This window comes from Xanthomonas cannabis pv. cannabis, from assembly GCF_000802365.1.
Taxonomy (GTDB): domain Bacteria; phylum Pseudomonadota; class Gammaproteobacteria; order Xanthomonadales; family Xanthomonadaceae; genus Xanthomonas; species Xanthomonas cannabis.
Genome location: NZ_JSZE01000012.1, coordinates 30,463 through 45,144, shown reverse-complemented (window position 1 = coordinate 45,144; position 14,682 = coordinate 30,463). Strand labels below are relative to the sequence as shown.

The 14,682-nt window shown below is 66.7% G+C and carries 13 protein-coding genes and 1 pseudogene; 10 read left to right on the top strand and 4 right to left on the bottom strand.

Annotation, left to right across the window (positions count from 1 at the left end; all coding sequences use genetic code 11):
• From OZ10_RS03030 to OZ10_RS02985, 10 genes and pseudogenes are all read left to right on the top strand, one after another.
• Positions 1-276 (top strand): annotated as a pseudogene (locus OZ10_RS03030) (S46 family peptidase); the annotation flags it as partial.
• Positions 277-330: 54 nt separating this feature from the next.
• A complete protein-coding gene (locus tag OZ10_RS03025) occupies positions 331-975 on the top strand; it encodes a histidine phosphatase family protein (RefSeq protein ID WP_039412210.1) in 645 nt (214 codons plus the stop codon).
• 103 nt (positions 976-1,078) lie between these two features.
• Positions 1,079-1,570, top strand: coding sequence for a hypothetical protein (locus tag OZ10_RS03020; protein ID WP_425520195.1), 492 nt, complete (start codon positions 1,079-1,081; stop codon positions 1,568-1,570).
• A 148-nt stretch (positions 1,571-1,718) separates the two neighbouring features.
• Positions 1,719-2,987 carry a bifunctional tetrahydrofolate synthase/dihydrofolate synthase gene (folC, locus tag OZ10_RS03015; RefSeq protein WP_039563909.1) on the top strand — a complete coding sequence of 423 codons (1,269 nt, stop codon included), beginning with the start codon at positions 1,719-1,721 and terminating at the stop codon, positions 2,985-2,987.
• Positions 2,988-3,055: 68 nt separating this feature from the next.
• Positions 3,056-4,135 (top strand): SPOR domain-containing protein, encoded by a 1,080-nt coding sequence (locus OZ10_RS03010; protein WP_039412217.1) that lies wholly within the window; start codon positions 3,056-3,058, stop codon positions 4,133-4,135.
• A 216-nt stretch (positions 4,136-4,351) separates the two neighbouring features.
• Positions 4,352-5,098 carry a CvpA family protein gene (locus OZ10_RS03005; RefSeq protein WP_039412219.1) on the top strand — a complete coding sequence of 249 codons (747 nt, stop codon included), beginning with the start codon at positions 4,352-4,354 and terminating at the stop codon, positions 5,096-5,098.
• Between the two features lie 30 nt (positions 5,099-5,128).
• Positions 5,129-6,595, top strand: a complete 1,467-nt coding sequence (purF, locus tag OZ10_RS03000) for an amidophosphoribosyltransferase (RefSeq protein ID WP_039412221.1) — start codon at positions 5,129-5,131, stop codon at positions 6,593-6,595.
• A 126-nt stretch (positions 6,596-6,721) separates the two neighbouring features.
• Complete coding sequence (locus OZ10_RS02995; RefSeq protein WP_039563913.1) at positions 6,722-7,546, top strand: ferritin-like domain-containing protein; 825 nt, start codon at positions 6,722-6,724, stop codon at positions 7,544-7,546.
• Positions 7,547-7,987: 441 nt separating this feature from the next.
• Complete coding sequence (locus OZ10_RS02990) at positions 7,988-9,241, top strand: zinc-dependent metalloprotease (RefSeq protein ID WP_039563908.1); 1,254 nt, start codon at positions 7,988-7,990, stop codon at positions 9,239-9,241.
• Positions 9,242-9,372: 131 nt separating this feature from the next.
• Entirely contained in the window at positions 9,373-9,792 is a 420-nt protein-coding gene (locus tag OZ10_RS02985; RefSeq protein ID WP_039563907.1) for a hypothetical protein, read from the top strand.
• Positions 9,793-9,902: 110 nt separating this feature from the next.
• Here the strand turns inward: OZ10_RS02985 and lpxH are convergent, their stop codons facing one another.
• The 4 genes from lpxH to ppx all read right to left on the bottom strand — a co-directional run bounded on the left by lpxH (position 9,903) and on the right by ppx (position 14,623).
• On the bottom strand, positions 9,903-10,646 hold the full coding sequence (gene lpxH / locus OZ10_RS02980; RefSeq protein ID WP_039563906.1) for a UDP-2,3-diacylglucosamine diphosphatase: 744 nt from the start codon (positions 10,644-10,646) through the stop codon (positions 9,903-9,905).
• A 580-nt stretch (positions 10,647-11,226) separates the two neighbouring features.
• Positions 11,227-11,769: a phosphatase PAP2 family protein gene (locus OZ10_RS02975; protein ID WP_039412229.1), complete on the bottom strand. Its 543-nt coding sequence runs from the start codon at positions 11,767-11,769 to the stop codon at positions 11,227-11,229.
• Complete coding sequence (locus OZ10_RS02970) at positions 11,750-12,886, bottom strand: glycosyltransferase family 4 protein (protein WP_039412231.1); 1,137 nt, start codon at positions 12,884-12,886, stop codon at positions 11,750-11,752. The genes OZ10_RS02975 and OZ10_RS02970 overlap by 20 nt, the downstream gene beginning before the upstream one ends.
• Before the next feature lie 216 nt (positions 12,887-13,102).
• Complete coding sequence (gene ppx / locus OZ10_RS02965; RefSeq protein ID WP_179455073.1) at positions 13,103-14,623, bottom strand: exopolyphosphatase; 1,521 nt, start codon at positions 14,621-14,623, stop codon at positions 13,103-13,105.
• Between the last annotated feature and the right edge of the window lie 59 nt (positions 14,624-14,682).

Sequence of the window (14,682 nt, the reverse complement as noted above, 5' to 3'; positions counted from 1 at the left end):
CTCGGTGCCGGTCAACTTCGTGTCGGAGATGGACATCAGTGACGGCAACGCCGGCGTGCCGGTAATGGATGCGCAGGGCAGTTGGTCGGTCTGGGGTTCGACGGCAACCGGGAGTCGGTCAGCAGCGACTGGACCTCCGACCCGGCGATGACCCGCTCGACCGCTGCACAAAGCGATCTGCGCTGGATCATGACCGCGGTGGCGCCCGCATTGCAGGTACCGAAGGTGCCGGGTGTGCGCTGGGTCGGCCGGGCAGGGGGCGGGGAGCGGTTATGATGCGGTCCGGTTTCGCCGCAGCGAGCCGCCCCTCCCCCAAGGAACTCTCAGCGCATGCGCATCCTGCTTGCTCGTCACGGCGAGACGCCGTGGAACGCCGAAGGCCGTTACCAGGGCCAGATCGATATCCCGCTGTCGCCGGTGGGCGAAGGGCAGGCACGTGCGCTGGGCGAACGGCTGCACACGCTGCAGATCGACCGCGCAGTGGCCTCGCCGCTGTCGCGCGCGCAGGCTACCGCCAAGGCTGCGTTGGGTGCATCGCGCGAAAGCCTGCTGCAGACCGATGCCGACCTGCAGGAAATCGCCCATGGCGAGTGGGAAGGCCTGCTGGCCAGCGAGATCAACGACAAGGATCCCGCCCGCCTGCGCGCCTGGCGCGAAGAACCGGACACCGTGCTGATGCCGGGCGGCGAATCGTTGCGCCAGGTGCTGGACCGCAGCTGGCGCGGCCTGGCGCGTGCCGCCGATGGGCTGGGCGCCGACGACACCTTGCTGGTGGTTGCGCACGACGCGGTCAATCGCGTGATCCTGTGCAAGATCCTCGGCCTGCCGCTGTCCAAGCTGTGGAGCTTTCGCCAGGCGCCCACCACGCTCAACCTGCTCGAAGGCGACGACGTCGATCATCTCGAAGTGGTCCGTTTGAACGACTGCGCCCACCACACGCCGTTTTTCGGCGAGGCCAAGCATCGGGCGTTGTAAGACGACGTAGGCAAGGCGCCAGGGCACGCAATGACGCGTCACACCGTCGCAATCCGTAGCTGGCCGAACGCCGTTCGTTACACGCTGTTTGCGAGTGCGATCGGTGTTGGCGCTCGGGGCGTTTTCCGATTTCATTCCCGCACCGTTTCTATCCGGACAACGCTGGATCGCACCGATGTGGCTGCTGGGTGCTGGATTGACGGCGTTTGTCGTTGTGCAGGCGTACCGCAGCGGTGGATGGAAGGCGGTCATCGGCAAGCACGTGGTCAATACAATTTTGGCGGTCTGTCTCGCGCCACCGTTACTGGGTTTTTTGTGTTGGCTGGTGCTGGCCAGAGGTGGGCCTTGGGTCTACACGCGCATCGCTGGTGTTGAGTTTGAAGAAGTGCATGTCATGCAGACCGCCTATGTGCGCACTGCGCGGACCTGCAAATACCGGTTGAGTGGCGGGCCGCTCGCGCATCGGTTTCCAGGCCATCTGTGCATCGACGAAGCACTGTACCGACGTCATCCGGAGCAGCAGATGCCGGTGCGGTTGCGTGGTCAACGGTCTGCGCTGGGCATGCGTATTGCGGTGGTCGCTGAAGACGCTTGACTGTGTGCGTGGCGGCGTTCGCCAATGTGCTGGTCGATTTCGTGTCACTTCGTTTGACGAAGCATCGCGATGTCTTGAGCAGCCCTGCAGTGTGCGTTGCACAAGTACAAACGGCAATAATGTGACCCTCTTTCGTGCAACCCTTGCCATGAACGCCACCGATTCTCTCTCCGACTGGCTCGCCTACATCGAGCAGCAGCATCCCAGCGCCATCGACATGGGCCTGGAGCGCGTGCGCGAGGTTGCGGCGCGCCTGCAGATCGAAGCGCCCGCCAGGCATGTCATCGTCGTGGGCGGTACCAACGGCAAGGGCTCGACGGTGGCCTTCATCGAGGCGATCGGGCGCGCGGCCGGCTGGAAGGTCGGCGCCTACACCTCGCCGCATCTGCTGCGCTACAACGAACGCGTGCGCATCGACGGCAACGAGGCCAGCGACGCGCAGCTGGTCGAAGCGTTTGCTGCGGTCGAGGCGGTGCGCGGTGATACCACGCTGACCTATTTCGAATACGGCACGCTCGCCGCGCTGTGGCTGTTTCAGCAGTCCGCGCTGGAGTTGGCGGTGCTGGAAATCGGCCTGGGTGGGCGCCTGGATGCGGTCAACATCGTCGATTCGGACGTGGCGGTGATCACCACTGTGGATATCGACCACACCGACTGGCTGGGCGAGGATCGCGAGGCGATCGGCACCGAGAAGGCCGGCATCATCCGCGCCTGGAAACCGGTGGTGCTGGGCGAAATCGACCCGCCTTCCAGCGTGCTGCGGCGCGCTTACCAACTGGGTGCCAACGCCATCCGCGCCGGCAGCGATTACTTCTTCGAGCCGATCGACGCCCGGCAATGGCGTTGGCGCGATGTGGCCGTGACCCTGGAGCTGCCGATGCCGGCCCTGCTGGCGCCGGTGCAGCTGGCCAATGCCGCGGCCGCCATCGCAGCGCTGCAGGCGCTGCCGGTGGAGGTGCCCGCAGCGGCCTGGGTGCAGGGCATGACCGATACGCAGGTGGTGGGGCGCCTGCAGCGCATGGACGTCGCCGGCGTGGAGGTGCTGCTGGATGTGGGGCACAACCCGCAGGCTGCACGCGCGCTGGGTCAGGCACTGGCCGCGCAGCCGATCGCCGGCGTCACCCATGCCGTCTATGCCGGGTTGGCGGACAAGGATGCGGTGGGCGTAGTGGAGGCAGTGGCGGGGCAGGTGGATCACTGGACGCTGGCGGGGCTGCAAGGTGCCCGCGCCCAATCGGCGCAGGCCCTGCAGCAGCGTCTGCAGGGCACGGCCGCGGCCCAGGCGGCGTGTCATGCCGATGTTGCGCATGCGCTACGCGCGGTGCTGGCCGCCGCCCGGCCCGGCGACCGTGTATTGGTCTTTGGCTCCTTTCTTACCGTTGCCGACGCGCTAACCGCACTTCGTTCAGCCCACTAGGGTCGGCGGGGTGGCGCCGGCCTTATAATCGCCGCGGCACCCCGCCACGCCGCCTTTAGCTCTCTTCTGTGGACACTGCTCTGAAACAGCGACTGATTGGCGCCATCGTTCTGGTGGCACTTGCCGTGATTTTCCTTCCGATGCTGGTCAAGGGCCCCGCGCCATCCAGCGGCGTGGCCGACGTCCCGCTCGAAGCGCCTGCCGCGCCCGGCAATGGCGAATTCGAAACCCGTGAATTGCCGCTGGTGACCCCGGGCAATGCACCGGCTGGTGGCGCCTTGGGTATGGCGGGTGCCCCCGGCGCGCCTGCAGCGCTGCAGGACAACCCGGATGCCGCCGATCTGGCCAACCCCTCCAGCGCGCCGTCGGCGCCAGAAGTGGCGGCCGGCAACTACGCGGTGAATTTTGGCGCGTATGCCACCAGCGCCGATGCCGATGCGGTGATTGCGCGGCTCAAGCAGGCGAACTTGCCTGGCTTCAGCGAGAAGACCCAGATCGGTGGCCGCCCCGCCTGGCGCGTGCGCGTGGGGCCGTATGCCGATCAGGCCCAGGCCGAATCGGCCCGCCTGCAGGCAGTGAAGGTGCGCAGCGACGTCAATGCGCAGGTGGTGACGCTGGACGCGAATGCCGCCGCACCGGCGCCGGTCGCGACGCCGACGCCCGCGCCGGCTGCTAAACCGAGCAGCAGCGTGGCCGCTGCCAGCGCGCCGGCTGCGCCAAAGACCGAGAGCCTTCCGCCGGAACCGGCCAAGCCGGTCGCAGCGGCACCCAAGCCGGCCGAAGCGCCCAAGCCGACACCCGCCCAGCCAGACGTTGCCAAGGCAGCGCCGGCCAAGCCAGAACCTGCCAAGCCCGAAGTTGCCAAGCCGGTCGCCGCTGCGCCGACCGCGCCGCCAGCACCTGCCGCGAGCGGCGTCGGGTTTGCCGTGCAGCTGGGCGCATTCGGGCGCGCCGAAGATGCCGACGCCCTGCGCGACCGCGTGCGCGCCGCCGGCTTCAGCGCCTTCGTCGAACAGGTTCGTACCGACAAGGGCGCGCTCAACCGCGTGCGTGTCGGGCCAGTGGCCAATCGCGGCGATGCCGAGCAGTTGCGTGCGCAGGTCGCTGCCAAGGTCGGCATTTCCGGCATGGTGCGCCCGCATCCGTAAACGCCTGCGCCGGCCGCAAGCAAGCGCGGCCGCTGCGTGTGCGGCAGCCGCTCGTACACTGCACGGCTGGCGCACCGCCATGTGTCCGCTAGCTGCCCGCATTGCGCTGCCGGCTGCGGCTGGATTTTTTGAACGCCTCGCACCCACGGAGGGGAGGGCAATGACGACCGAGCCAGAGTGCAGCAACGGCGCGCGCGCCGCGCGGAGACCTCGCCAATGATCGACATGGTGCTGGGCGTCATCATTGTGGTGTCGGCGTTGCTGGGCCTGCTGCGCGGCTTCGTCGCCATCGTGGTCGGCACCTTGTCGTGGCTGCTGGCCGGCTGGGCCACCTTTCTGTTCGGCGGCGCGGCGGCCCACTGGCTGGCCGATGGCAAGCATCCCTCGGCCACCGAGTCGTTCGGTGGCTACGCCATGGTGTTTGTCGGCGTGCTGATCAGCGTGGCGGTGATCGGCATGGTCATTCGCGCCGGCGTGGACGCGGTCAAGCTTGGCGGCACCGACCGCATGCTCGGCTTCGGCCTGGGCGTGGTGCGCGGCGCGTTCCTGGCCAGCGTGCTGGTGTTGCTGATGGGCTTCACCCCGCTGCCGCGCGAGCCATCCTGGGGCCAGTCGGTCCTGCTGCCCATGCTCCAGCCCGGTGCCAGCTGGATGCGTGCGCAACTGCCGGCCTGGCGGATGCCATCGATGGAGATGCCATCGGTGGAACTCGGCAACTTGCCAGCGGAGTTGGGGAAGTTGCCCTCGGCAGGCGATAATACGGACCTGGGCAAGGCACTTGGCGGTTCCGGCCTGGGCGACACCATCACGCGTGCGCTTGGCGAACCCGGCAAAGCTGCCAGCGACGGACGCGATCCGACGCAGGCGATGCCGGCCAATATCGATCCGGCGCAGGTTCGCGGCGGAGAAAGCGACCCGGCTCGGGTCGAATCCCAAGGCCAGGCACGGCCACCTTTACAGTAACGGCGCAAGCCGAAGCGGAGAACGCGCACCATGTGTGGCATCGTCGGTATTGTCGGCAACCAGAACGTCGCCGGGCAACTTTATGACGGCCTGACCGTCCTGCAGCATCGTGGGCAGGACGCCGCAGGCATCGCCACCGCAGACGGCACGCGTCTGCGCGTGCAAAAGGCCAATGGCCTGGTGCGCGATGTCTTCGACGAAAAGAAGATGGCGGTGCTGGAAGGCCGCGTCGGCATCGCGCATTGCCGCTACCCGACCGCCGGCTCGGAGGGCATGGATGAGGCGCAGCCGTTCTACGTCAATTCGCCCTACGGCATCGCGTTGGCGCACAACGGCAACCTGATCAACACCGAGGCCTTGCGCCAGCAGGTGTTCGAGGCCGACCGCCGCAACATCAACACCGATTCGGACAGCGAAGTGCTGCTGAACGTGTTCGCCTACGAGCTGGACGCGCAGCGCATGCTGACCCCCGAGGCGGCAATCCGCGCGGTGGCCGGTGTGCACCGCCGCTGCAAGGGCGGCTACGCGGTGGTCAGCGTGGTACTGGGCCTGGGCCTGGTGGCGTTCCGCGACCCGCACGGCATCCGTCCGCTGGTGCTGGGCAAGCGCGAGCACGCCGAAGGCACCGAATACATCGTGTCCTCCGAATCGGCCGCGCTGGACATCCTGGGCTATCAGCGCGTGCGCGACGTGCGTCCGGGCGAAGCGCTGGTGATCACCGCGCGTGGCGAACTGTTCTCGGAAGTGTGCGCGTCGCCGACCAACAACGCGCCGTGCATTTTCGAATACGTGTATTTCGCGCGTCCCGATTCGATGATCGACAATATCTCGGTGCACAAGGCGCGCATGCGCATGGGCCTGAAGCTGGGCGAAAAGATCCTGCGCCTGCGTCCGGACCACGACATCGACACCATCATTCCGATCCCGGATACCTCGCGCGATGTGGCGCTGGAAATGTCCAACGTGCTCGGCGTGAAATACCGCGAGGGCTTCGTCAAGAACCGTTACGTGGGCCGCACCTTCATCATGCCGGGGCAGGGCGAACGGCAGAAGTCGGTGCGTCGCAAGCTCAATCCGATCCATCTGGAATTCCGCAACCGCGTTGTGCTGCTGGTGGACGATTCCATCGTTCGCGGCACCACCAGCCGGCAGATCGTGCAGATGGCGCGCGACGCTGGCGCACGCAAGGTGTACCTGGCCTCGGCCGCGCCGCCGGTGCGTTACCCCAACATCTACGGCATCGACATGCCGGCCGCAGAAGAGCTCATTGCGCATGGCCGCAGCGAGCTGGAAATCCAGGAATTCCTCGGCTGCGACTGGCTGATCTACCAGGATCTGGAAGACCTGGAAGTGGCCGTGCGCGAAGGCAATCCGGAGATCAAGCAGTTCGATTCCTCGTGCTTCAACGGCGAGTACATCACCGGCATCGAGCCGGGCTATTTCGAACGCATCCAGCAGCTGCGCTCGGACGATGCCAAGAAGCGTCGTCGCGCCTGAGTCACCGCGGTGGCGCGGCCGATTGGCCGCGCTGATGCTGCCGGCAAGCTGTGCAAGGCAGGACGCCTGCGGGCGCTTGCGGGCGTGCTGGGTGGCTGCTGCAAGCGGTCACTCGTGGCCGACGGCATGAGCATCGGTTCGTTCGAACGCACCGATCTGTTCGCTGCTGCGCGCCTGTGCCTGGACCAGGCCGACCCGCTGCAGAAAGTTGCACTGACCCAGCAGTACGCCGCGGCCTTTCGCGCAGGCCATCTCATGATCGATTCGGCGGCGCCTGCGCCCGAACCGATCCGCATGCCGGGGCGGCCGCCAACACCAATCCTGGTACATCCACGCGAGCTGCCGCGACGCGGATTGGGAACATCGGAAGGGCGCGCCGCGTTCATCCATGCCATCGCCCATATCGAGCTCAATGCCATCGATCTGGCCTGGGATGCGGTGTATCGCTTTCGCGGGCTACCCGAGGGGTTCTATGCCGACTGGGTGGCAGTTGCCGACGACGAATCGCGCCACTTCATGCTGCTGCGCGCGCGCCTGCAGGCGCATGTCCACGACTATGGCGACTTTGCCGCGCATAACGGCTTGTGGGAAATGTGCGAGAAAACCGCGCACGACGGCCTGGCACGCATGGCCCTGGTGCCACGCGTGCTCGAAGCGCGTGGCCTGGACGTGACACCGGCGATGATCGTCAAGCTGCGCTCGCTCGGCGATGCGGCAACCGCCGACGTGCTGGACATCATCCTGCGCGAAGAAGTGGCCCATGTCGCGGCCGGCTCGCGGTGGTACCGCTGGTATTGCGAACAGGCCGGCGTCGAGCCGCGTGCGCGCTTCAAGGCCCTGTTGCGCGAGTACGCCGGCGGCTACCTGCATGGGCCGTTCAATATCCAGGCGCGGTTGCTCGCCGGGTTCGATGAGGACGAGCTGGCCGATCTGTTGGAGCAGGCCGGCTGATCGCTGCGCCGATGCGCGCACGAGACGGCGTGGCATGCGTGCCGACACCGCCCCGCCGAGCGCGTAAACCGATCAGCCAGTGTCGCTGTCATTTGGTTTGACCGAACGCCAAGCGGTGCGCCGACCGTACCGGTCTGCCGTTGCCCGCGCTGCGCATGGCCCAACGCAACGCCCCTGCACGCAGGGGCAGCGTGCTGCCCAGATTCTGCACGTGTCCTCGCCGCTGCGTTCTCCCGGTGCCGCGACTCACACCGGACTGTGCGCTGGTTCCTTCCATGTCGCCGCCGGAATCGCATCCAGGCATCGGCAAACATCACAAAACTGTAATTTTCCTTTGTAACAACTTGCAATCTGTCCTTTGTGGCGCGCCCTAATGACGTCCCGGGGACAGGGGCCCGGTGTTTCGCATCCGTTACTTCCATGTCTTAGGAGAGAGAGACGATGAAGTCGAAGTCGATGTGCACCACGCTGGGCCTGGTGGCCATGTGCCTGGCCGGGTCGGCCGCCGCTGCCGGCAAGCCGCTGTACCAGACCGGCCCGGCGCTCAGCCGCAGCGCCACTGCCACCGCTGCAGCCGAACCTGCGCTGCAACGCCTGCTGACCGCCCCGTCCACTGCCAACGCACAGGTGGTCCAGCTCGACGCCGGCGCGGTGACCGCGACGGAAAAGCTGCTGGAACTGCAGCTGGACGGCCAGACCATCATCGCCACTCAAGCCAAGGTGGATGCGCTGGAAGGCGGCGACAGCGTCTGGTATGGCAACCTCGGCCCGCGTGCCGGCACCCGCGCGCGCACCTTGTCGGGTGTGGACCCGTTGAACTCGGCCATCCTGGTGCGTAGCGGCGACACCGTCACCGGCACCATCCGCTACGCCGGCAAGCTGTATCGCCTGCGTCCGCTCGCCGATGGCCGCCACGTGCTGGTGCAGGTGGACGAGCAGCGCATGCCGCAGGAGCATCCGGCCGAATACAGCCTGCTGCCGCGCTTCGATATGCCCAGCGACGGACGCGTCACCGCCGCCGCCGCATCGTCCGGCAGCCCGGCCACCATCCGCGTGCTGGTGGTCGCCACCAACAAGGCGGTCACCGCCTATGGCGGCAACATGCAGTCGCTGGTGCAGCTGGCGGTGGCCGAGGCCAACCAGGGCTACATCAACAGCAACGTGGGCATCACCCTGCAGCTGGCGCGCTACGAGACCACCAGCTACACCGAAACCGGCAACTTCACCACCGACCTGCAGCGCTTCCGCGTCACCAACGACGGCTACATGGACAGCATCCACACCAGCCGCAACACCTACACCGCCGACGTGGGCGTGATCGTGCTGGACAACAGCAGTTACTGCGGTCTGGCGTCGGGGATCGGCTCGACCGCCGCAAGCGCCTTCGCCTCGGTGTACTGGGATTGCGCCACCGGCTACTACAGCTTTGCGCATGAAATCGGGCATCTGCAGAGTGCGCGCCACGATGCCACCAACGACCCGAGCACCTCGCCCTATGCATACGGCCACGGCTACCGCTACGGCAACAGCTGGCGCACCATCATGGCCTACGACTGCACCAGCGGCTGCCCGCGGTTGAACTACTGGTCCAACCCCAACATCAGCTACAACGGCGTGCCGATGGGCAATGCCAGCACCGCCGACAATCAGCGCGTGCTGGTCAACACCAAGGCCACGATCGCCGGCTTCCGCTGATCCTGCTGCGCGTTCCACACGGTCCGGCACCGGCAGGTGCCGGGCCAATGCGCTACACCCGGGCACGGCGATCGCGCAGACTAGACGCACCGCCGGCCGCTGCCGGCCACGTCCTGTCGAGCGGAGCCCTCATGTCCACCTTCCTGCGTTATGCGCTGCTGTGTCTGGTCGCACTGGCCGCTGCCGGCTGCCGCCAGCAACCGGCCGAGCCCGCCGCCACCGCACCCACGCCCACCGTGGAAGCCTCGGCGCCGGCGACCGCCAACGATGCCCGGGCCCGCGCCCTGCATGTGCTCGAAGCGCGGCTGCAGAGCGACCACGCCTACCCGGACAACTGCATCAGCATCATCGACGAAGACGGCGATGTGCCGTCCACGGACGCCTTCGACTTCGCGGTGCGCGAGCGCCACGGCGACGGCTGCCCCGGTGATCCGCAGACCAGCCCGGTGCGTGACCGCTTCCGCGTCCAGGCCGATGGCACATTGCTCTGGTACGACGTGGTCAATGCCGACTTCGTCGACTATGCCGAGCGTGCACGTAGCACGCAGTGATGTCGTGCGCTCAACTGGCTCGCGGCTCCATCGCCGAGGCTGGCTGGTTGAACAGCGTATAGCGCGCCGAACGCCCGATGCCTGCGCGCGCTGTCGCCGCGCCGCGTGGACTACAGCGCCAGCTGCTCCAGTGACACGCCATCGGCATCCACGCGCAGCACCGAACCTTGTTCGTACCAGTCGCCCAGCACGATGCGCGTGCAGGTCTGCCCGCCGGCCTGCAGCGTGTGGATCGCGGGACGGTGGGTGTGCCCGTGAATCATTCGATCCAGTCCGTAGCGGACAAAGGTGGCCTCCACCTCGGCCGGCGACACGTCGGTGACCGTCTCAAAGCGCGACTGGTCGCCTTGTTTGAGTTCGGCATGGCGTGCCTGGCTGGCTGCACGTGCCTGCTGCGCGAATGCTACGCGCGCGGCCAATGGCTGGGCCAGGAACTGCGCCTGGAACACCGGGTCGCGCGTCTGCGCGCGGAACGCCTGGTAGGCGGTGTCGTCGGTGCACAGCAGGTCGCCATGCATCAGCAGCGTCGTATGGCCGTACAGATCGATCACGGTGGGGTCGGGCAGGATGCGGAAGCCCGCGCGCCGCGCGTAGGTGTTGCCGACCAGGAAATCGCGATTGCCCGCCATGAAGAACACCGGCACGCCGGCGTCGGCCACCGCATGCAGTGCCAGCGCGACCGCATCGGCAGCGGTGGAGGGCGTGTCGTCGCCGATCCAGGCCTCGAACAGATCGCCCAGGATGTACAGCGCGTCGCTGCCGGGCACCTGCGTGCGCAGAAAGTCCAGAAACAGCTCGGTGATCGCCGGCCGGGCCGGGTCCAGGTGCAGGTCGGAAATGAACAGGGTCGTCATTTCGCCATTGTACGGCGGCAGGACGGGGCGGGAATGGGGAATGGGGAAAGGGGAAAGGGGAATCGGGAAGCGGAGAAGCGGACAAGCGGAGAAGCGGGAAGCGGGAAGCGGAGAATCGTTTCGGCTGCGCAGCGATTGGTGTGCGAACGATTCTTGCAACTACGCCGGAGGCTGGCGATCGCCATCAGAAATCCTGCAGTCGTACGCGCGGTGGGACATACGCTTGGGTGGGCAACTTTGCGTCAGTTCACCGCATACCTTCAGCGCAAGATCCCCTCTCCCTGCGGGAGAGGGGTAGGGGTGAGGGTACGGGGCGAAGCCACGCGCGGCAGTCGCAATTGCTGCGTCGTGCCTCTTTCGACTTGTGCGAAACACCAATCGACGGCAAATGAATGAGGCTTCGCACGGACCCTCATCAGCGCCTGAGGGGCACCTTCTTCCCCATGAAGGAGGACAATGTCCCGGCGGGAGAAGGCCGCGGCGAAGAGGCCTTGCTGCTTACTTGGCACCGTCCTGGTGACTGCCCGTTTGCCCTGACGCTTACCTGTCAGCAAGCCGCCCTCACGCAAACCGCCAGCGCTTACCCCAACATCGTCGGCAGCCCCCACAACGACAGGCTTGCCAGCAGCACGCCGATCGCCGTGGCCGCGAGCACATCGCTGGGGTAGTGCAGGCCCAGCACCACCCGCGACAGCGCCACGCCGGCCGAAAACGGCACCAGCAGCGGGGCAAGCCACGGGTAGTACGCCAGTGCCACGATGCTGAAGGACACCGCGTGCAAGGTATGGCCGGACGGAAAGCTGAACTCGTCCAGCGGCGCCACCCACGCGCGGATGCGCACATCGGCCGCGTAGGGGCGCGGGCGTCGGGTCCAGCGCTTGAGCGCCTTGTACAGCGTCAATGCCAGCACGCCGGTGGCGGCCATATGCGCCGAGGCGCGAACCCCGTCCATGCCGTCGAGCACCACCAGCAGGCCCATCAGGCTGTACCAGAACACGCCATCGCCCAGCCGGCTGATGGTGGCGAAGGCGCGCCGTACCGGGTGACGTCGGCACCAGTGATTGGCGCGCCGGCACCAGCGCGCTTCGTGGCCGCGCAAGACCTCAAGCCGCGTTGACGACATAACGCCCCCGTGCCGCGGTGATGCCCAGCAACAAGGCTTCGAAATCGGACACCACGTTGTCCGGATGCAGGCGTTTCATTGCCTGTGCTGCGGCCATACCCAGGCGTTGGCGCAGTGCGTCGTCCTGGGTCAGCGCAACCGCGGCCTGGATGAATGCATCGTCGGAGTCCACCGCTGCGCCGTTCTGGCCGCTGCGCAGATATTCGCGTGCGGCACCGTAGTCGAAGGCGACCGTCGCCACGCCGCTGGCCATCGCTTCCAGCGTCACGTTGCCGAAGGTCTCGCTGCGGCTGGGAAACAGAAACAGGTCGCCGCTGGCGAAGTGGCGCGCCAGTGCCTCGCCGCGCTGGATGCCGCAGAAGATGAAGTCGGGGTGCTCCTGCGCGATCTTATCGCGCGCCGGGCCATCGCCCACCCAGACGAAGCGCGCCTTGGGGCGGGTCCGTTGCAGCGTGCGAAATGCCTGGATCGCCAACGGCAGATTCTTTTCGTTGGCGATGCGCCCGACATAGATCGCCGCAAAGCCGTCGCTATCGATGCCCCATTCGGCGCGCAGCGCGGGATCGCGACGGCGCGGATCGAACTGCTGGCTGTCCACGGCGCGCGCCAGCAGCTGCACGCGTGCAAAGCCGTCGTTGCGCAGAAACTGCAGCAGCTCGCGAGTGGGCACCAGCGTGGCATCGGCCTGGTTGTGGAACCGCCGCATCCAGCGCAATGCGGTGCCCTGCAGCCAGGCCGCGCCGTAGTCGGGCAGGTATTCGTCAAAGCGGGTGTGGAAGCCCGAAGCGACCGGAATGCCCAGCCGGCGTGCCGCACGCATCGCCGACCAGCCCAACGGGCCTTCCGTGGCCACGTAGATCGCATCCGGTTGCGTCGTGCGCCAATGGCGAATGAGGCGATGCGTGGCCGGCAGGCCGAATTTCAATCCTGGGTAGCGTGGCAGCGACGCGCCCCGCACCAGTAACGCATCGGTTGCATCGCTCTCCACGTGCTGGCGCGGGCGCACCACATCCACCTGGTGCCCACGTGCGCGCAGGCCGGTTTCCAACCCATGGACGGTCAGTGCAACACCGTTGACTTCGGGGGGATAGGTTTCGGTAACGATCGCATAGCGCATGCCGTTCTCCCGTTTTCGCTAGCTTCGGGCAAGGCGATGGCATTGGTGTTGCGCCGATAAGACGTGGCGGTGACAAGCGCGACGGGAGTGGGAATTCGGGATTCGGGATTTGCAGGAGCGGGCTGTGCAAATGTCAGAAAGCCCGCAACACATGGTCTGCCGGGATCAACAAATCCCCAATCCCGAATCCCCAAATCCCGCCTGAGGCCGAAGGCCTCAGGTCACAAACGGTTTGAACGCAATCCCCAGGCCGGCCATGCTTTCGACTTCGCCGATCAGGTCGGCACGCAGCAGCGGGCGCGAGTCGATCCAGCTTTGCGACAGGATCAACGACAGCCGCGTGTCGTCGGCGGTGAGTTCCAGGGTCGGAATCGGGTCCGACTCGTGCGCGCGGTGCAGCAACACCGCCAGCCGTAGCAGCGCGGCCTTGCGGCGGGTGGGCAACAGCAGGCGGTCGGGCAGGGCCTCGAACGCGGTCTTGGGCACGTTGCGTCGATGCGTGCGCACCAGCGACGCAAGCACCTGCTGCTCCTGCCGGGAAAACCCGGCGATATCCGAGTGTTCCAGAATGTAGCTGCCGTGCACGTGGTACTGGCTGTGCGCAATGATCAGCCCCAGCTCGTGCAGGCGTGCGGCGCGGCGCAGCACCTGCGCATCATCGCCGTCCAGTTGCCAGGATTCGCAGACCTGGTCGAACAGCCGGCAGGCAGTGGCTTCCACGCGCTGCGCCTGGACTTCATCGATGCCATAGCGCTGCACCAGCGAGGCCACCGAGCTGTCGCGCGGGTCGTTTTCGCCGCCGCGGCCGAGCATGTCGTACAGGATGCCTTCGCGCATCGCTGCCTTGCTGACCATCAGCTTCTCCAGCCCCAGTGCCTGAAACGCGGCTTCCAACACCAGGATGCCGCCGGCGATGATCGGGCGGCGCTCGGCAGCAAGGCCGGGCAACTGGATGTCCTCGATGCGTTTGGCCTTGAGCAGTTCATCGCGCAGCGCTGGCAACGCCTGCGCCGTGATCGCGCCCTTGGTCAGCTTCATCGCCGCGCAGATCTCGCCAATGGCCTTGTGCGTGCCGGACGAGCCGATCGCCTCATGCCAGCCCAGCGCCTTGTACTGGCCGGCAAACTGCTGGAACTCGGCGCCGATCTCGGTCAGCGCATCCTTCCATTTCTTCTTCGATAATTTGCCGCCGGGGAAAAACCGCCGCGTACTGGCAATGCAACCGGCCTGCAGGCTTTCGCGTTCCAGCGTCTGGAAGCCGCGGCCGATGATGAACTCGGTCGAGCCGCCGCCGATGTCGATCACCAACCGGCGTTGGTCGGGCTTGGGCGGCTGCGCATGCGCCACGCCCAGGTAGATCAGGCGCGCTTCCTCGCGCCCGCTGACCACTTCGATCGCATGGCCCAGCGCGGTCTCCGCCGGCATCAGGAAGGCCTGCGGCGAGCGCAGCTGACGCACCGTGTTGGTCGCCAGCGCACGCACGCGCAGCGAAGGAACTTCGCGGATGCGTTGACCGAAACGTGCCAGGCATTCGAGCGCGCGCTGGCGCGCCTCGTTGGAGAGGCCACCCTTGCCATCCAGGCCGTCAGCCATGCGCACAGTCTCGCGCAGGCGGTCGACGACGCGCAGCTGACCCATCAGGTAGCGCGCAATGACCATGTGGAAACTGTTGGAGCCTAGGTCGATGGCGGCGAGAAAATCGCCATCGCGCAGGGGCGGAATCGTGGGGGAGGGCATTGGCATGGCCGCATGGTAGCCGATGGGCCGTTGGCCACGTGAGAGGCCACGGCCGCGGC